The organism is Erythrobacter alti (genome assembly GCF_037996805.1).
GTDB lineage: Bacteria > Pseudomonadota > Alphaproteobacteria > Sphingomonadales > Sphingomonadaceae > Alteraurantiacibacter > Alteraurantiacibacter alti.
On sequence record NZ_JBBNAX010000011.1, the window covers coordinates 70,144 to 88,660 of the forward strand.

The 18,517-nt window shown below is 62.0% G+C and carries 15 protein-coding genes and 1 tRNA gene; 6 read left to right on the plus strand and 10 right to left on the minus strand.

The features are described 5' to 3' along the window. Positions 1-88: 88 nt before the first annotated feature. Positions 89-1,108, minus strand: coding sequence for a DNA topoisomerase IB (locus AAC850_RS13295; protein WP_340589319.1), 1,020 nt, complete (start codon positions 1,106-1,108; stop codon positions 89-91). Positions 1,109-1,174: 66 nt separating this feature from the next. Further along, positions 1,175-2,542: an MFS transporter gene (locus AAC850_RS13300; protein WP_340589321.1), complete on the minus strand. Its 1,368-nt coding sequence runs from the start codon at positions 2,540-2,542 to the stop codon at positions 1,175-1,177. 141 nt (positions 2,543-2,683) lie between these two features. On the opposite strand from AAC850_RS13300, the gene yghU reads away from it, so the two are divergent. Then, positions 2,684-3,541, plus strand: coding sequence for a glutathione-dependent disulfide-bond oxidoreductase (yghU, locus tag AAC850_RS13305; protein WP_340589322.1), 858 nt, complete (start codon positions 2,684-2,686; stop codon positions 3,539-3,541). A gap of 49 nt (positions 3,542-3,590) precedes the next feature. Further along, positions 3,591-3,665: transfer RNA gene (locus tag AAC850_RS13310), tRNA-Gln, on the plus strand. A gap of 9 nt (positions 3,666-3,674) precedes the next feature. On the opposite strand, the gene AAC850_RS13315 is transcribed toward AAC850_RS13310, so the two are convergent. From AAC850_RS13315 to AAC850_RS13350, 8 genes are all read right to left on the minus strand, one after another. After that, entirely contained in the window at positions 3,675-5,147 is a 1,473-nt protein-coding gene (locus tag AAC850_RS13315) for a DUF4403 family protein (RefSeq protein ID WP_340589324.1), read from the minus strand. 86 nt (positions 5,148-5,233) lie between these two features. Continuing rightward, entirely contained in the window at positions 5,234-6,466 is a 1,233-nt protein-coding gene (locus AAC850_RS13320; protein WP_340589325.1) for a lipopolysaccharide biosynthesis protein, read from the minus strand. A 38-nt stretch (positions 6,467-6,504) separates the two neighbouring features. Continuing rightward, complete coding sequence (locus AAC850_RS13325; RefSeq protein WP_340589326.1) at positions 6,505-7,179, minus strand: retropepsin-like aspartic protease family protein; 675 nt, start codon at positions 7,177-7,179, stop codon at positions 6,505-6,507. A 59-nt stretch (positions 7,180-7,238) separates the two neighbouring features. Further along, positions 7,239-8,225 (minus strand): L-histidine N(alpha)-methyltransferase, encoded by a 987-nt coding sequence (egtD, locus tag AAC850_RS13330; RefSeq protein WP_340589327.1) that lies wholly within the window; start codon positions 8,223-8,225, stop codon positions 7,239-7,241. Continuing rightward, the gene (gene egtB / locus AAC850_RS13335) at positions 8,225-9,484 is read right to left on the minus strand and encodes an ergothioneine biosynthesis protein EgtB (RefSeq protein WP_340589328.1); all 1,260 of its coding nucleotides are present in this window, start codon (positions 9,482-9,484) and stop codon (positions 8,225-8,227) included. Before egtB ends, egtD begins: the two co-directional genes overlap by 1 nt. 98 nt (positions 9,485-9,582) lie before the next feature. Continuing rightward, the gene (locus AAC850_RS13340) at positions 9,583-11,358 is read right to left on the minus strand and encodes a sensor domain-containing diguanylate cyclase (protein WP_340589329.1); all 1,776 of its coding nucleotides are present in this window, start codon (positions 11,356-11,358) and stop codon (positions 9,583-9,585) included. A gap of 126 nt (positions 11,359-11,484) precedes the next feature. After that, positions 11,485-12,867, minus strand: a complete 1,383-nt coding sequence (locus AAC850_RS13345) for a class II 3-deoxy-7-phosphoheptulonate synthase (protein WP_340589330.1) — start codon at positions 12,865-12,867, stop codon at positions 11,485-11,487. A 144-nt stretch (positions 12,868-13,011) separates the two neighbouring features. Continuing rightward, entirely contained in the window at positions 13,012-15,936 is a 2,925-nt protein-coding gene (locus AAC850_RS13350; protein ID WP_340589331.1) for a M16 family metallopeptidase, read from the minus strand. A 117-nt stretch (positions 15,937-16,053) separates the two neighbouring features. Here AAC850_RS13350 and AAC850_RS13355 point away from each other — a divergent pair, with 117 nt between their 5' ends. From AAC850_RS13355 to AAC850_RS13370, 4 genes are all read left to right on the plus strand, one after another. Further along, positions 16,054-16,635, plus strand: coding sequence for a NifU family protein (locus AAC850_RS13355; protein ID WP_340589333.1), 582 nt, complete (start codon positions 16,054-16,056; stop codon positions 16,633-16,635). A gap of 91 nt (positions 16,636-16,726) precedes the next feature. Continuing rightward, complete coding sequence (locus AAC850_RS13360; RefSeq protein ID WP_340589334.1) at positions 16,727-17,320, plus strand: malonic semialdehyde reductase; 594 nt, start codon at positions 16,727-16,729, stop codon at positions 17,318-17,320. A gap of 19 nt (positions 17,321-17,339) precedes the next feature. Further along, positions 17,340-17,957, plus strand: coding sequence for a tRNA (adenosine(37)-N6)-threonylcarbamoyltransferase complex dimerization subunit type 1 TsaB (tsaB, locus tag AAC850_RS13365; RefSeq protein ID WP_340589336.1), 618 nt, complete (start codon positions 17,340-17,342; stop codon positions 17,955-17,957). After that, positions 17,954-18,415: a GNAT family N-acetyltransferase gene (locus AAC850_RS13370; RefSeq protein ID WP_340589338.1), complete on the plus strand. Its 462-nt coding sequence runs from the start codon at positions 17,954-17,956 to the stop codon at positions 18,413-18,415. Before tsaB ends, AAC850_RS13370 begins: the two co-directional genes overlap by 4 nt. Positions 18,416-18,517 lie beyond the last annotated feature (102 nt).

The window sequence follows — 18,517 nt, forward strand, 5'->3', positions numbered from 1 at the left end:
GATATCCTTCAACTGGAAACAGGCGAAACCATCTAGCCGAGCGCTTCGCCGGAGTCACCTGAACTCGACAGTCCGATTACTGCGCCGGTCAGGCTGCGACGTCGAGCCATTCCAGCGCGGCTGGCCCACCTTCGAGCAGGTCGATCAGGCCGCGTTCCCACTTGTTGAGATATTGCGTCCGGCGCGGCAGCTTGAGCGTTTCACGCCATTCCATCTGTCGCTCGACCAGGTCGATCACGGCGGGATGGACATAGCTCTTGCGCGTCACCGCTGGCGTATTGCCGAGATATTCGGCCACTTTTTCGAGCACAGCCTTAAACGTCAGCCTTTCCTGTGCCTCGCCCAGCAGGCGAAATGCCATGACGCTGGCGTGCCAGGTGCGAAAGTTCTTGGCGGTAAAGGGCTGGCCCATTGTATCGCCGAGATATTCGTTCACGTCGGATGAGCTGACATCCTGCGCATCGCCATCATCGTCCAGCCAGCGAAACAGGTGCTGGCCGGGCAAATCCTGCATCCGCTTGACGCAGCGTGCCAGCGATCCGTCAGACAGCGACACTTCGCGCTGCTTGCCGCCCTTGCCGATGTAGCTGAGCCGCAGCGTGCGACCCGTCACTTCGGCATGGCGGCGTTGCAGGGTGGTCGCGCCGAAGCTGCGGTTCTTCTTCGAATATTGCGTGTTGCCGACGCGGATCGCGCCGAGGTCGAGCAGCTTGACCACGCTCGCAACCGCGCGATCCTTGCCCATCTTGGGCGAGCGCATGTCCTTTTCCACCCGCTTGCGCACCAATGGCAGCAAATTGCCGAAGGCGATGCAGCCATCGAACTTCTCGCCTTCGCGCATGGCGCGAAATTCCGGGTGGTAGCGATATTGCTTGCGCCCCTTCGCATCATATCCGGTGGCGAGGATGTGCCCGTTGGGAGCGGGGCAGAACCACGCATCGACATAGGCAGGCGGCAGAGCGATGGCGTTGAGCCGCGTCTTCTCCGCCCGATCTGTAATCAGCTTGCCCTTGGGGTCATAATAGGCCCAGCCCTTGCCCGCACCCTTGCGGGTGATGCCCGGAAGGTCATCATCAACATAGATCAGCTTGGTTGGACAAGTGGCCATAGTGGTTTGAAAATCCACGGCAAGCCAGCCGGTTCCTTCGCATGGACCAAAGCAGGTGAGATCGGTCTAGCTCAAGGCTGGCCTTGGTCCCGGTGCTTCGGCCACATCGTGCAGTACGCTGGGCGGGACGGCTCCCTTGCGCGGGTATTTCACCGCTAGCATCATCACCAGCCCGAGTGCGTGCAAGGCAGCAACGATCAGGAACATCGGCCGCAATCCCCCAAGCAGATCGCTGAAGCCCGAAGCCCATGCCCCCATGCTGATGCCGAAGTTGGAGCAAGCCATGTAGAGCGTGAACTGCGTCGCCGCGACGCGCGGATCGCACAGCCGCATGGAGATCGGCAGCGCGGCCACAGTGATCAGCACATCGAGGCTGCACCACACGTAGACGAAGCCGATGAAAACGCTCGGGTCGCTCCATTGCGGGGCCAGGGTCCACATCACCGCGCTCATCGTAATATATGCGGTGAACAGTCCGATCACGGTTCTTTTCGCTCCGAATCGGTCGCCCATCCAGCCGCCGATAGTCAGGCCAAGGATGCCGCCGATAAGCTGCGCCGGGCCAACAAACCCGCTGATCGTCTGCTCGTCCCACCCGACATCGCCCGCACCGATCAATGGTGTCAGCGTGGTGAACACCCCATAATGAAACCCGCGCACCAGCAAGACCGGAACCCACAACAGGCTGACCGGCAGGATCAGCGATTTGAAGGTGCTCTTGAGGATCGGCCACCACGCGCCGAGCTGGATTTCAAGATTGCGCTGATGGACCTCGCCGTCGCTCCACGGCAGGCGCCGTTCACCCGGTCGCTCGCGCAGGACCAGCATGTAGATCGTGATGATCCCGATGAAAGCGGCCGCCAGCAAATAGGCTGCCGACGGACCGAGCTGCGCGATGGCAAGGCCGGTAAGCGTGGTCGCGGTAGCGATGCCGATGGCTTGCCCGCCGAACATCATGCCACTGGCGCGGGCGCGCTCTTCCTCCTCCATGATGTCCACGGCAAGCCCGTCGACCGCGACATCCTGAAAGGTCGTCGCCATGTTCACAACGAAGCCCGCGATGCCGAGCAGCAATATGTCCTCGACCCCCGGCTGCGCGAAGGCACACGCGGACAGAAGACCGATCATCATGCATTGCGCTCCGACGATCCACACGCGCCGCCGCCCCATCGGCAGGAAGGTATAGCGGTCCATGATAAAGCCGTTCACCAGCTTCAAAGTCCACGGCAGCGCGGTAAGACCAAGGACATAGGCGACATCGCTTGCATCGGCCCCGTTGGCCGCCATCCATGCCGGTATTGCGAACCAGAACAGTCCGATGGGCACACCCTGCGCCACATAGAGGATGAACAGCGTGAACAGGCGCAGACGCCTGCTCAGCGACAGGACATAGCGTCCTTCCGGCGGTGAATTTTCGATATCCCAAGCCCCCACTGGAGGCGACCCCGCGCAGGGTCTGGCACAGATTTGCGCCCTTGGCAAAAACCCGATTTACCAGCCCCAAGAATTGCTTGCCCTTGTTAGGTCGCGGGTGAGCGGCCACTTGTTGCACAAGAAATCAACCAGGAGCACGCAATGGCCGACCCGACCTATACCCCGCCCAAAGTCTGGAAGAACACCGAAAGCGGCGGCAAGTTCGCCAATATCAACCGGCCCACGGCGGGCGCGCGGTTCGACAGGGATTTGCCGGTGGGGGAGCACCCCTTCCAGCTCTATTCACTTGCAACGCCCAACGGGGTGAAGGCGACGATCATGCTGGAGGAACTGCTCGAGGCAGGTCATGCGGAGGCCGACTATGACGCCTGGCTGATCAATATTGGCGAAGGCGACCAGTTCTCCAGCGGGTTCACCGACATCAACCCCAACAGCAAGATCCCCGCCCTGCTCGACCGCAGCGGCGACACGCCAGTCCGCGTGTTCGAGAGCGGCGCAATCCTGCTCTACCTGGCGGAGAAATTCGGGCGCTTCCTGCCGACCGATCACACCCGCGCCGAAGTGCTCAGCTGGCTGTTCTGGCAGATCGGCAGCGCGCCCTTCATCGGCGGCGGCTTTGGCCATTTCTACGCCTATGCCCCCGAAAAGTACGAATATCCGATCGACCGTTATGCGATGGAGACGAAGCGCCTGTTCGATGTTGCGGACAAGCGCCTGGCCGAAGCGCGCTTTCTCGGCGGGGATGACTACACCGTGGCTGATATCGCCGCCTTCCCATGGATGGCACCGTTCGTCGAAGGCATCATTTATGAAGATGCGCGGACTTTCCTCTCGATCGACGAATATGCCAATGTCGCGCGCTGGGCGGCTGAAATTGCCGCGCGGCCTGCGGTCAAGCGCGGGCGGATGGTCAACCGCACTTGGGGCGACGAGGACGAGCAAGTGCGCGAACGTCACGCTGCTTCCGATTTCGAACGGCAGACCGTCACTGCAGACTGACACGCTCCTTGCGTCCGCAAGATGAGGCGTTATATGAGCGCGCTCCTGCTGGGGTGTAGCCAAGTGGTAAGGCACCGGTTTTTGGTATCGGCATTCGCAGGTTCGATCCCTGCCACCCCAGCCAGGACTTTCTTCAATCGACGAACGTGATGCGCCCGCTGCCCTGTACGGCGAGCGGGAGGTAAAGTCCTTGTGCGGCGGCGCGCACCTGTCCGTGGCGCACTGTCTCGATCTCGGCCGAGAGCACGAAGTTCCCGATGCGCACCGCTTCCAGTGCCTCGCCCGCCGCCTCCAGCACATGCGCATATTCGCGTTCGAAGTTTTCCTGCAACGCAGCTTCGATCTGGGCATCGAGTTCAGGCGATCGGGCAAATTTGAGCAATAGGTCCGAGGCCAGGCGGTCGGTGTCGCCATACACCTGCAAATCGGAGATCGACACGTCGCGGCTGTCATAGTCGCCCTCGACCAGCCCCGTCAGCCAAACTTGCCCTTCGACCGTGCCATAGCGCCGCGCAGCGCCTTGCGTCGGCGTCATCGTGAGCTCGATCCCGACTGCAATGCGCCCACCTTGCGTGGGATAGACCTCGACCGATGTGAAATGCGCATCGACCTGCCCGACGCCCGGCAGGTTGATGCCGCTTTCGGCAAGCACACGCAATTCGCGCAATACGATCGGCTCCAGCAGCGCGTATTCGCTGAGTACCGGCAGGAAGAGATCAAGTTGGCCCGCGCCTTGCGGCACTTCATTGGGCGGAAGGCTAGCTGGTTCGGGAGGTTCGGGACGCTCGCCAAGATAGGTACGCGTGGTCGCCTCCATCACCAGATTGAGCACGAGGCTGGACCGCGTGGTCGCCATGCTGGCAATGCCAACCTTGCGCGGTTGCAAATAGAGCCATGCAGGCGGGTCATCGCGGTTAAGCGATTCGACGGTGAAAGCCTGGCGCCACAAATCCGCAACCCGCGATCGCACGTTCACCCGCTCCAGTTCGCGCTCGATCTCGCGCTCGACCCGTGCCATCACCGGGCGCAATTGCTCATCGGCTTCCTGCATGAAAGTTATCCGCTGGCCGAGGATGTCGATCCCCGGCGGGCGCGACCAGTTGTAGCGAAGATCGACCTGTGCGGCGGGCGACCAGTCGCGCCGGATATCGACGCGCACCACCGCTTCGACAACCGCGCTGCCTGTCGCTGTCTCGCCGCTCAACACGCCGCCGATATCGCGTGCCGAAACAACTGCCGTCACCGGCATCCGGATAACCAGGTCGCGCCCTTCCCCGCGTAGCGTCAGATTGCCCCGCCAAACGTTGCCGACGATGCGACAACTTATGCGCGGGGTGACGCGAACATCGCGGCCAAGCACGCTGACGCGCTCTGTCGGAGCGCAGTTGCCCCGCGTCTCGTCGATCTCGTAGAGTTCGCGGGGCACGTTACGCGCAATAATCGTGCGGATGCTTTCCAGCGGGATACTGACGGGCACGGCAAGGCGCGACTGCAGATCGGGAATCACCAGTCCCGGCGCTTCGCGCGGTGGTGCCTCTATCGCGATATCGTTGCGACACCCTGCCAGCAGCAATGCCAGCCATGCGAGCGCGAACAGGTGTTTCACGATGATTGCCCCATCAGGCGCAAAGGATGCGCGTGTCGTATGCCGGTGGCAAGACCCCTTTGGATATCGAGCAATGACTGCGGGCCTCAGCCCCTGTTCCCGTCCATTGTCGTGAGGACAAAGCCTGCGACGCTCAGTGCAGTCGCGCCGAGCACGACCAGCGCCGCTCCTGTCGCGCCAAGTACATCGACGAGCCAAGGCAGGGCCGCCAATCCGATCAGCAGAGGTATTCCGCGCAAGGCAAGCGTGGTCATGGCGCGGCCGCGTGCGACCAGCAGCGCCTCAAGGCTCGCCCCGGCCAGCTCGAGCGCCGCTGATGCACTCAGCAGGACCATCGGCCAGAACGCGGCAAGGAAGGCCGAACCCGCGATTGCAAGAATGATCCATTCGCCCGCAATCAGCGAGACGAAGACCACCGCCAGCCCCGTAATCATCGCGATGCGGGTAAGCTGCCTTGCAAGCGCCCTTGCCCTCTCCGGATCGCGGACAAGCTCGGGATAGACCGCCCGCAGCACGGCTTGGGCAAGCTTGAGCAGTCCTTCGCCCAATTGCGATGCAACACGGTAGATACCCGCCATTGCCGGTCCGCCCAGCACGCCCACCAACAGCACCAGCAGCTTGCGGCTGGCAGTGGACACGGCAGCGGATAGGCTTGTGCCAAAAACGAAGCGCCAGGCGCCTTCGTTCTCGCGCGGCAGACGTGTCAGGCTGATCCTGCGGAATTGGAGCGGCTCTGTCCGTGCGGCGAGGCGCCAGTACATCGCGGCAGTAGCCAGCTCGGCCACACCCCATACGATCAGGAAGGCTTCGATCGTCGGCGCGACCAGCGCGATGAGCCCCGCTCCGACAGCGCGCACGACGCTTGTGGTGGCATCGGCAGCAGCGGCGCGGGCATAGCGGTCGTGAAGGCGCAGCAATCCGGTGGGCGTAGAGCGGATGGCCAGCAGCGAAACGAGTGTGAAGAGGAATGTTGCGGGGCGCAGCTCAGGGTCGATCGGCAGCCAATCTCCCGCAAAGGACAAGATCAGCGCAGCCGCTATCGCGCCAAAGGCAATGGACACCCCGTCGAGCGCCAAGGCGAAACCGGTTGCCGTGTCGCGACCATCCGCTTCCTGACCCCAGCGCACAACGACCTGCCATGTCTGGAAACCGGCAAAGCCGACGACCAACTGCGCGAAAGTGAATGCAACCACGAACTGGCCGAATTCCTCCAGCCCCAGCGCGCGGGTGGCGAGCGCGAGGTAGACGAGGCTGAGCACTGCGTTGATGCCGCGCGCGCTCATCAGCCAGCCGGTATTGGTCAATGCGCGGCGAATCATGGCGTCGCCCTGCCCCAGCCTTCGCGCAAATGCAAAACCTAGTCGGCCAGTTCGAGCGGCGCTTGCGGATTGTTGGGCGTGAGGATCAGCTCATCCTGCTCGATTCTCACCGAGGCGAGGCGCGACAGGAGGTTCATGCCGATGACATTGGTTTCACCCAGTCCTGGAGCGATAACCGCATCCAGCCCGCGCGCCGCGACATTGCCGAAGCGCATATCGTCGATATTGGTCATATAGGCGGCGACAGTCCCGTTGGCGGTTTGCAGCGCAATCGGAATGCCGCCATCATTCTTCTCGAGACCTGCCGCATCGGCGGTCGCCTGCGAGACGGCTGTCAGCGTGGCGCCGGTATCGACCATGAAAGCGGCGCGGTGGCCGTTGATCTCGGCCTCGAGCCAGTAATGGCCATCGAAATGCACCGGTATGCGCGTTTCGCTACCTTCGACCACCTGTTCGGGATAGCCGATCTCCGGCACGGCGAGCGAGAAACGCGGATCGAGGCGAGAAAGCTGAAGTACCACCAGACCAAGCACGGCGACCAGTCCCAGCGTGCTGCCGGTACGCAGGATGCGTCCCGCAACCGGCACACGCTTCATAAGCACCGAGCCGAGCACGCCCGCCACCATGGCGATCAAAGCCGCCAGCAGCAGTCCCGAACTCGGAATTTCGCGGATCGAAAAAGCGAGCTGTTCGAAGATCGGGGCAAAATCCATGGTGCACTATATAGCGCGGCAATCAAAAATTGCGATGAACGGGAGCGGATTGCGGAGCATCATGGCGCGCTGCGGGGGATCATGGCGCGAGCGAGTACGAGCGAGAATTGCTGCGCTTCATCGGTCCAGCGCTCCATCGGTGTCCAATGGCCCGCAAGCAGCAGTGTGTTGCTGCTGCGCGCATCGAACTTGTGGCTGTTTTCGGTGTGGATCGTTTCTCCCGCTTTCATCGAGAATTCCTCGCCCGAAACGCTGAAAGTCACGTCCTCCTGTGCCACCAGATGCATTTCGATCCGTGCATAGGTGTCGACCCAGCGCGCTTCGTGAGCGAAGGCATCGACGGGAATATCGGCGTCCAGTTCACGGTTGATGCGGGTCAGCAGGTTGAGGTTGAAGGCAGCGGTAACGCCTTGCGCGTCGTCATAGGCGGCTTCGAGAACGGCCTCGTCTTTCACAAGATCCATTCCGATTAGCAGCATCGCCTCGTCACCCAGCGTTTGGCGCATCTCGCGCAGCAGGTCGACAGCCGTACGCGGGACCATGTTGCCGATGGTGGAGCCAGGGAAAAAGCCGAGCTTGGGCATTTGCGCGACCGCTTCGGGCAATTCGACGCGCTTGGTGAAATCGGCTTCGACCGGATGGACCGGAAGACCGGGAAACTGTGCGGCCAGATCGGCGGCGGCAGCGCGCAGAAATTCGCCCGAGATGTCGAGCGGGACATAAGCGCCCGGATCGATCGCGGAGAGTAGGAGCGGGGTCTTGACCGAAGAGCCCGAGCCGAATTCCACTACTGCACGGCCAGGACCGATCAATTGCGCGAACTCTTCGCCCTTGCCGCGCAGGATCTCCGTCTCTGCCCGGGTCGGGTAATATTCGGAAACCTGCGTGATTTCCTCGAACAATTGCGAACCGCGCTCATCGTAGAACCAGCGTGCGGGAATCGCTTTTTGCGATTGGGCGAGGCCCTTCAATACGTCGGAACGGAAGGCGCGGTCGACGCCGCTTTCGTCCAGGTCAACAAGGCGAATGCCATGTTTGTCGGTCATCAATTATCCTTGGCGAGCCGCAGTCCGGTGAACTGCCAGCGCTGTTGCGAGTAGAAGAAATTGCGATAGCTTGGCCGCGAATGGCCGCGAACGGTGGCACAGCTTGCACCCTTGAGCACCCACTGCCCGGCCATGAACTTGCCATTGTATTCTCCCACCGCGCCCGGAGCAGCCTCGAACCGTGGATAGGGGGAATAGGAAGACCGGGTGAACTGCCAGACATCGCCGAACAACTCGCCCGTCCCGACCGGCTGCGGGGGCGCAGCCTTGTCAAGCTGGTTGCCAGCGCTGGCATCGAATTGCGGCGCATTGTCGGGCGCATCCTGTCCGCGGGCGATTGCTTCCCACTCGAACTCTGTCGGCAGCCGCGCGCCCGCCCATGAGGCAAACGCTTCCGCCTCGTAGAAAGAGATATGGCTGACCGGCGCGTCGGGATCGCGTTCTTCCCAGCCACAATGGGTAAACTGCTCGCCCTCGCGCCAGTAGAGCGGCGCCTTGATTTTGCAGCGGCCCAGCCATGCCCATGCGTCCGACAACCACAGCCGGTGGTCTTCATAGCCGCCATCGGCGATGAATTCGTCCCACTGGCCATTCGTAACAAGACTGCGCGACAGCGAAAACGGCTCCAGCAACACGCGGTGCGCGGGGCCTTCATTGTCGAATGCAAACCGGTCCGCCTGATGCCCGATACGCGCAACGCCGCCGGGATGATCCAGCCAGCCATCGGACTGATGGGCGGGCACTGCGGGAAGCGTTTCCCACATGGCCGGACCAATAGGGTTCTTGCTGAAGGCGTGTTTGATGTCGGTTAGCAGCAGTTCGATGTGCTGTTGCTCGTGCGCAATGCCCAGCTCGATAAGCTCGGCGCGTTCCGTGTCTTCAAGCAGGGCTTCCATCGCCTGGTCGACATGCTCGCGCCATTCCAGAACCTGTTCGAGCGTGGGCCGCGTGACCAGTCCGCGATTGCCGCGAGCAATGCGGTCACCCTCCGCCTCGTAATAGGAATTGAACAGGAAGGGGAATTGCTCGTCGAACAGCTGATATTCGGGCAAGTGGTCGCGCAGCAGGAAGGTTTCCCAGAACCACGTGGTATGCGCCGCGTGCCATTTGGCAGGCGATGCATCCTCCATCGACTGGATCGTGGCATCTGCCTCGCTCAACGGTTCCAGCAAGTCCTGCATGAGCCGACGGGTCGCTCGGAAGCGATCCGCGAGAGCAAGGTCGGCATTGCTGTTCGGGCGGCGTTCGGCCTGGGGCAAGGCCCTCTCCTGTCGGCGATCTGGTCCGTCGCCCGCAGCATGGCGCAAGGGCTTGTCGATTGAAACCCCTGCCTTTTGGCCATGTTCCCGAAAAACGGTCAGGCGGCCCGGCGCACCTGGTTTCGCCCGCTCTGCTTGGCTTCATAGAGCGCAGCGTCGGCGCGGGCGAGCAGGTCGGCGCCCGAATCCCCGCGCTCGAAATGCGCAAGGCCGACGCTGATCGTGATCCGGGGGAGCGATGATCCTTCGTTTCCGCCCTCCACCGACTTGCGCAAACGCTCTGCCAACATTCGCGCTGCCCTGCTGTCGATGCCGGGGAGCAACCAGACGAATTCTTCCCCGCCGATGCGCCCGACAAGGTCACTCTGACGCGCCTGTTTCCGGGCAAGATCGGCCACTTGTACGATGACCTCGTCGCCTGTCTGGTGGCCGAAGGTGTCGTTGACCGCCTTGAAGTGATCGATGTCGAACATGATCGCAGTCAGTGCAGATCCGCTACCCCGGGCAGTTTCCACCATCGCATCGAGCCGACCGAACGTGCAGCGGCGATTGGGAAGATCGGTGAGCGGATCGGTATTGGCCAGCTCCTGTGCCTCATCTGCCATCTGCTCTGCCCTACCAAGCGCCAGATCGAGAGCCCGTTCGCGCGCCTTCTGTTCGGTTACGTCCATCGCTGCGCCAAAGATGGCGATGCGGCGGCCTTCGCTGTTGAATTCGTTGAGCACCGAAATCCGCAGTATGCGCTTGCTCCCGTCGTCCAGCGTGATGCGGTAGTTGAAAGAGAACGGTTCACGCTCCTCGCGCTTGCTGGCCACTTTGCGAAGCATGGCTTCGCCACCACCGGGCAGGATATGGCTCACATCGCCCGGGTCAGGTGCAAGCTCGGCCGGTAGTCCATGCAGTTCGAGCATCCGGGGGGACCAGTCCTGCTCCCCTGTTTCAAGATCGAGCCGCCAGCGCCCGATCCCCGCCAGTTGCTCGGCCAGGTCGAGCAGCATCAAATTCTCGTGCATGGCGGAATTGCGGCGGATCAGCGCGATCTGCAATTCTTCGCTTTTCATGAACACAGCCGCCAGCGGCAAGGCGGTGGCGAGCATGGTGAGCAGCCAGCTTTGCAGGGCCAGCACGGCTTCCAACCGCGTACCGTCGTGCTGCGGCATGGGGCTGCCACCGTTCAAGCTGAGAACGCTCGCAACCGCGATATATGTCAGCAAGGTCAGCGCGATAGCAGTGTAGCCAAAACGTACGGCCATCACGATCATCGCTGCAACCAGCAACGGCATCAACGTGACGGCAGAGACTTGCAACGCAACCACCGCGAGCACCGCACATCCTGCCAGCGAAGCCAAGAGTTGCAGGTCGAACGCGACCGCGCGGCTGTCCCAGAGTTGTGCCAGCGCCTTGCGGGCATGAAGCAAGGCAGGCGTGAGAATGAGGATGCCGAGGATATTAGCGAAGCACCATGCACCAAGCTCCTCGATCGATACCGCTGCGCGCACCGGCCAGACGATCGCGGCTCCGATCACACATGCAACGAATGCCGCTATAAACAGGCCCACGACTTCCGAGATGCGGCGCGGCATTGCCAGCCGTCCGCCGAGAACCCAGCGACTGAGTGCCGCACAGACAAAAGCCTGCGTCGTCACCGACAGGGCATAAGCGACGGCGAATTGCGCGGTAACGCCGGCCATGCTGACGACCAGCACCTGGGTCGGCAGCATTGTGACAACCAGCAGCAGCCACTTGGGGCGCGGAAGATAGCGAAACGCGGCAACCGCCACGCCGCTTGGCGCGGACAGCAATACGACACCGCCGAGCCCCTCGCGCATGTAGACGCTCGCCAGCGCAGCCAAGGCCCATAGGGCACAGGCCATCAGCGGTTCGCGCAGTGACTCGATTATTCGCAATCTAGGTCCCCAAAGGATTTCTCCTTCAGAGGGTTAGCGAACATTGGTGAGGCCGCGTTCTAGCCCGCCCTACGCGTTGTTACGCAGCCACGCTCAGGCAGCAGCAGCCCGGCGTCCTTCGCCCAGCTCCAGATTGAGCATTTCGGCGAGCAGGAAGGCCAGTTCGAGCGATTGCGCAGCGTTGAGCCGCGGGTCGCAATGCGTGTGATAGCGATCGTTCAGCCCTTCGTCGGTGATCGCGACCGCACCGCCAGTGCATTCGGTCACGTCCTGTCCGGTCATTTCCAGATGGATACCGCCGGCGTGGCTACCCTCGGCACGGTGCACGGCAAAGAAGCCGCGCACTTCGGCCAGTATGCGGTCGAACGGGCGGGTCTTGAAGCCGCTTTCCGCCTTGATGACGTTGCCGTGCATCGGGTCGCAGCTCCACACCACCGGATGGCCTTCGCGCTGGATAGCACGCACCAGCGGGGGCAGGCCTTCCTCGACCTTATTGTGCCCGAAGCGGCTGATGAGCGTGATCCGCCCTGCCTCGCGCGCCGGATTGAGCACGTCGAGCATTTCCAGCAGCGCATCGGGGTCGAGGCTCGGCCCGCATTTCACGCCGATGGGGTTGTCCACCCCGCGCAGGAATTCGACATGCGCGCTATCGATGAAACGCGTGCGGTCGCCGATCCACAGGAAGTGGGCGGAAGTGTCATACCAGTCGCCGGTAAGCGAATCCTGCCGCGTCATCGCCTGTTCGTACGGCAGCAGCAGCGCCTCGTGGCTGGTGTAGAAGCTGGACGTCTTGAGCTGCGGCTGGTCTTCGATGTCGATCCCGCAGGCTTCCATGAAATCGAGCGCCTCGCCAATGCGGTCGGCGATGTCCTGATACTTCTCCGACCACGGGCTGCGGCCCATGAAATCGAGTGTCCAGCGATGCACTTCGCGCAAGTTAGCGTAGCCGCCACCGGCAAAGGCGCGCAGCAGGTTCAGTGTCGCAGCGGCCTGCGAATAGGCGCGGATCATGCGCTCGGGATCGTTGCGCCGTGTTTCAGGCGAGAATTCGATGCCGTTGACGTTGTCGCCGAAGTAGCTCGGCAGCGTCACGTCGCCCTGAGTTTCTGTATCCGAGCTGCGCGGCTTGGCGAACTGCCCGGCCATGCGCCCGACCTTTACGACCGGCATCTTGCTGGCGAAGGTCAGCACGGCTGCCATCTGCAGGATAACGCGGAAAGTATCGCGGATATTGTTTGGGCTGAATTCGGCGAAGCTTTCGGCACAGTCGCCGCCTTGCAACAGGAAGGCCTCGCCATTGGCGACCTTGCCCAGATCGTCCTTCAGCCGGCGGGCTTCACCTGCAAAGACCAGCGGCGGAAATCCTGCCAGCGTATCGGTTGCAGCCGTCAGTGCGTCTGCATCCTGATATTGGGGCAGGTGTTTTGCCGTGAAGCGATCCTGCGTCCAGCTTGCGGGTGTCCAATCGTTTGCCACGTCTATTCCATCATCACAAAGGCGCCCGTCCCCGGCGGGTCGCGAAAGTCGGTATCTTGCGGGGAGAATTCTCCACCTACAACCCGCACACGCCTCGCGCAAAGATTACTTGAGAAACTTCCTTGGTGAAATTGCCGGCCAGATTTACCTGCCAGCAGGTGCCTGCGAGGCCGTGCCATCGGGCACAACCTGCAACTGCCAGCCAGGCTGCGCCAGATATTGCGCAGCAAGCGCCTGCATCTCTTCCACCGTTGCCTCGTCATAATCAGTGTAGATAGTGGGGAGATAGGCGATCCGGTTTGCATCGAATGCCGCGCCCTGAAGCTGGTTGAGCCAGAATGTATGCCCGGTCTGCGCACGCAGCAAATATTGCCGCGCCGGTTCGACCACGCGCTCAAGCTCGTCCGGCGTCGGGCCATTGGTTGCCAGATCGATCGCGATGGACTGCGCCTCATCGAAGAAGGCCGGAATGAGCGTAGGTTCTATCTGGACGAGCGCAAACATCACCCCGCCGCTATCGACATCGAGCGGCCAGCTTGAACTGACGAAGGGCGAATAGGCCGCTCCGGCACGTTCGCGCAGCCCGTCGAGCAGGCGGTTGGAGAAGATTTGCGACAGCAGTTCCAGCTTGCGGCTGCGAGCAATGCCTTCCGAACCGCCACCCAGCGGCCATGCGATCACGGCCGCAGCCTGATCGTCATCGCCGCGATGCGTCAATACGCGCGGCTGCGCATTCGCAGCGGGGAAGGATACGCCGCGCGCCGCGATCTCGGCGGGGACGGGCTGGCGCGGTGCCATTGCACCGAAGGTTCGGCTGAGCGCGGCGATCGTCGCATCGGGATCGATATCGCCAAACACGGCGACTTCGACGTCACCCTGCGCCAGCAAGCGCTCCCACACTTCGCGGAAACCTGCAGGCGTCGCACCCTGCATTTCGGCTGGCGTGGGGGTGCGGAAACGCGGGTCTTCGCCGCGCAACAGGTAATCGAGATCGCGGTTGAGGATACCATTGGGGTCCCTGCCATAGCTGTCGTAGGCGATCAGCGCCGAAGCCTTCGCGCGTTCGACAGGATTGGCGTCCCAGCTCGGCATGGAGAGCTTGGCTGCGAACAGGTAAAGCTGCTCTTCAAGGTCCTCCTGCCGGGTCAGGCCCTGGAAGATAAAGGTGCCGTTGTCGATCTCGAAATCGAAGCCGAGCTTGCGGTCGGCAGCGATCCGATCGAGATCGTTCTGGTCGAGCGGCCCGATGCCCGAATTGACCAGCGCGATGGGGCCAAGTTCGGCGTAAATCGCCTCATCGTCCTCGAACGCCTGCCAGCCAGCACCAAAACGTACCCGCACGGTAACGCGTCCGGGTTCATTGTCGCGGTCCATCAGCAAGGCGCGAACGCCGTTCGGGAATGTGACACGCTCTACGCCCAGCAGGCCGATCGGTTCGCGCGCGGTCGGCATGGCAGGCGCGCCGATGGCGGGCAGGTCGGCGAAATTGATCGCTTCGGCATTGTCGCGTGCCACACCATTCGCGATGACGGTGGTTTCGAGCGCATTGCGCAATTCCGCTTCGGTCGCTTCGCCGGGCGTCGGGCTGAGCATGACCGAGCGGATAACGTCACCTTCAAACAGTTCCTGCGTTGCCGCCAGCACGTCTTCAGGTGTGAAGCGGCTGGAGATCGAGCGGAATACCTCGAGGAAGGTTTCCGGGCTCGCCACGGCTTCGCGGATATCTACCGCCTGCACGATCTGGTCGGCCAGTTGCGATCCGGCCTGGATGCGCGACTGTTCGACCATGTCGACGAATGCGACATCATACTGGGCCACAGCCTGGTCGATTTCGGACTGCGCGGGCGGCTGCGAAAGCGCGTCAGCAATGACCGAGCGGACATCGTCCAGCGCGGTTTCCCAATCGTCGGTCAGCGGGGCGTAGGTTACGAACGTGCCGTCCACGGAACGGCTGATCTTGTCGCGACCTACCCCTGCGAACAGGAACGATCCCCCGGCTCGCGCACGGTTTTCAAGCCGGCGATTGACCACGGCGAGGCCCACTTCGCCTAAAAGGTTGCGCCGGTTGTATTCGAGATTGTCGATCACTTCGACCCACGGACGCATGATCGCATAGGTAACTGCGCGCGGCTGACCGGGCTCGACGATCACATCGACCTCGCCCACCGGATTGTTCGGATTGGCGCCATCAGGGGCGACAGGGTCGCCAAAATCGGGCGCAGGCACGAAAGGTCCATTGCCCTGCCAATCGGCAAAGTGGCGTTCCACCACGGCAGCAAGCGCGCGCGGTTCGGCATCGCCGACCAACACGACCACGGCATTTTCCGGACGATACCAGCGGCGATGAAAGGCCTGGACAGCCTCGGCTGTCGCGCCCTGAAGCGTTTCGACCGTGCCGATGGGACTGCGTTCGGCGAGCCTTTGTCCGGCAAAAAAGACTGCGGTTGTCGCGTCCGCCACGCGGCGCTGCGGTCCGGCTTGCTCGCGCCGCTCGCTCAGCACAATGGGCACATCCTGCACAAGGTTCTCGGCGGACAGGGTTGGCGAAATCACCATGCCTGCAAACCGGCGCACGCTATCGTCCAGCGTGGTGCGATTGGCGTTGGGCAGGTTGAGGTTGAAGGTCGTCGCGGTCGGACTCGTGGTGGCATTGGTATCGTAACCGAAGCTCGCGCCCAGCCGCTGGAAATGTGAGATCGCCTCGCCCGGACCGAAGGTCGCGGATTCGCGGAACACGAGATGCTCGAGAAGGTGGGCAAAGCCGCGTTCGCTGTCTTCTTCATGCAGGGAGCCTGCATCGATCCGCACTCGCAGCGATATCTGGCACGGCGGCACATCATTTTGCCGCACCGCATAGCGCACACCATTGGGCATTTCGCCGAACAACCATTGCTCATCGACAGGAATGTCGGTGCCGCGATAGATCCACGGATCGTCGGGCCGCGCATATTGCGGCTGGTCGGCCTCGGTTGCACGGATGACACAGTTTTGCGCCTGAGCCGGAGCCGCAACGGGCAGGAACAGGGCAATCGGGACAAAGACGCGAAGCGCGCGTGTAATAATGGTCATGGTGCCCCAATAGCTGAGCAATGAATGAAGTTCCGGTGAATAGGGGCGAATATTTGCTTGCGCCACCACCTTGCGCATTGCCTTGTCGCGGCCGCTTGCGCCCCTTACATTGCACCCATGTTCATAGAAACCGAAACAACGCCCAATCCCGCCTCGCTCAAATTCCTGCCCGGCCAGCAGGTGATGCCGAGCGGCACCCGCGATTTTGCCAATCCGGAAGAAGCCGAGGCCAGCCCGCTGGCGCAAGCTTTGTTCGACACAGGCGAAGTGACCGGCGTCTTCTTCGGTTCCGACTTCGTGTCGGTCACCGCCGCACCCGGCGTCAACTGGAGCGATCTCAAGCCGCAGGTTGTCGCCGTTTTGCTCGACCATTTCGTTTCCGAAGCCCCGCTGTTCGCTGGCGGCGATGCCAGCGGCTTCTCCGTTCCGGCGGAGGATGAGGCTGCCGAGATCGGCAATGACGATGGCACCGAAGACATCGTAACCCAGATCAACGAACTGCTCGAAACGCGGGTGCGCCCTGCAGTCGCCAATGATGGCGGCGATATCCGGTATCGCGGCTTCCGTGATGGCGTGGTTTACCTGCAGATGCAGGGTGCCTGCTCGGGCTGCCCGAGCTCAACCGCGACGCTCAAGCACGGCATCGAAAGCCTGCTGAAGCACTACGTCCCCGAAGTGAAGGAAGTGCGCGCGGCCTGACGCCGCCAGCACTTCTGGTGAACTTTGGCGGCGCTGCTGCGTTGCGATCCTTCAAACCTTGATGAAATCTCCCACAGGAGCTGCCTCCTTCATGTCCGACACACTTTCCGATTCCGCCCTCGACCTGATCTTCCGCGAAGCGCGCAGCTACAATGGCTGGCTCGACAAGGAGATCACCGAGGATCAGATTCACGCGATCTACGAGCTGATGAAGATGGGGCCGACTTCGGCCAACCAGCAGCCGGGCCGCTTTGTGTGGTGCAAGTCGGACGAGGCAAAGCAGAAGCTGGCCGATTGCGCTGCGGAAGGAAACAAGAAGAAAATCCTGACCGCACCGGCATGTGTCATCATCGGTTACGATCTCGATTTCCACGAGCAATTGCCGTGGCTCTTCCCGCATACCGATGCCAAGAGCTGGTTTGAAGGCAGCGAAGACGCGCGCAAGGAAAGCGCCTTTCGTAATTCGGTGCTGCAAGGTGCCTATCTGATGATTGCCGCACGCGCGCTCGGGCTTGATTGCGGCCCTATGTCCGGCTTCGACCAGGAAGCGGCGACCAAGGCGTTCTTCTCCGACCAGCCGCGATATCGCGCCGACTGGATCTGCTCGATCGGCTATGGTGACCGCACTTCGGTACACGACCGCAGCCCGCGGCCTGAATTCGACACCTTCAATAAAGTGATCTGATCGCCTAAGCGCGCATTCTATGCTGACCTTGGCGATAGATTGCGCGACCGAAGCGTGCTCGGCGGCGCTGTTCGATGGAACGGCGCTGGTCGATGGCCGCTGCGAGGTGATCAATCGCGGTCACGCCGAACGGCTGGTGCCGATGATCGCCGAATTGCCGGACAAGGGCCGCGCCGACCGCATCCTCGTTTCGCTGGGCCCCGGCAGTTTCACCGGGGTGCGGATCGGGCTGGCGGCAGCGCGCGCGCTGGGGCTGGCATGGGGAGCCCAAGTGCTGGGTTATCCGACGCTCGACCTGGTGGCAGCGCGAAGCTGGCAACCGAGCCCCCGCCCAGTCACCGTGTGCATGGCGGGTGGGCATGGCGAATGGTTCGTGCAGAATTTCGCCAATGGCACGCAAGCAGAAGGACCGGTTCAATCGCTGAAGCCCGACGAAGCGGCCAAAGCCTGCAAGCACCAGGTGATCGCAGGAAACCGGGCCCGCGAAATGGCGGAACTGCTGGGCGATGACCGCATGGTGCTCGACCTGCTGCCCGATGCGCGCAAGGCCTATCTGTTGCACGACACACAGCTGACGGGCAATCTTGCCCCCATCTACGGTCGCCCGCCCGATGCCAAGCCGCAGGTGCCCGCATGATAGACGATGCGGTGGACGCGATCATGGTCGTCATGCGCGAAGCCTTTGACAACACCTATGGCGAAGCCTGGACCCGGCGAGAGGTGGCCGATGCGCTGGTCACGCCGAACACGCATTACATCCTGTCCGGCCAGGCAGACGAACAGACCATTGTCGCGGAGTGTACAACCGGCTTCACATTGTCGCGCCACGCAGCCGACGAAGAAGAATTGTTGCTAATTGCAGTACGACCGCAGTTTCGCGGGCAAGGTATTGGCAAGCAATTGATGGAAGAATTTGTAGCAAATTCAAAAGAACGCGGAACAGCGCGGATTTTCCTTGAAATGCGTGCCGGAAACCCGGCCGAACATCTCTACCGTGAGATCGGCTTTGAGCAGGTCGGCCTGCGCCGCGGATATTATCGCGGCGCCGTTGGCGGTCCTTTGGACGCGATTACTTTTGTCCTGAATGTCGATTAAGTTACTCAATTGAGCGCTAAGTCGCTTTATTTACGGCATTTGACAATTTTAATTCATGGAACATGTTAAATACCCTTGAGTTGGGGTATTATCTACGGCAGG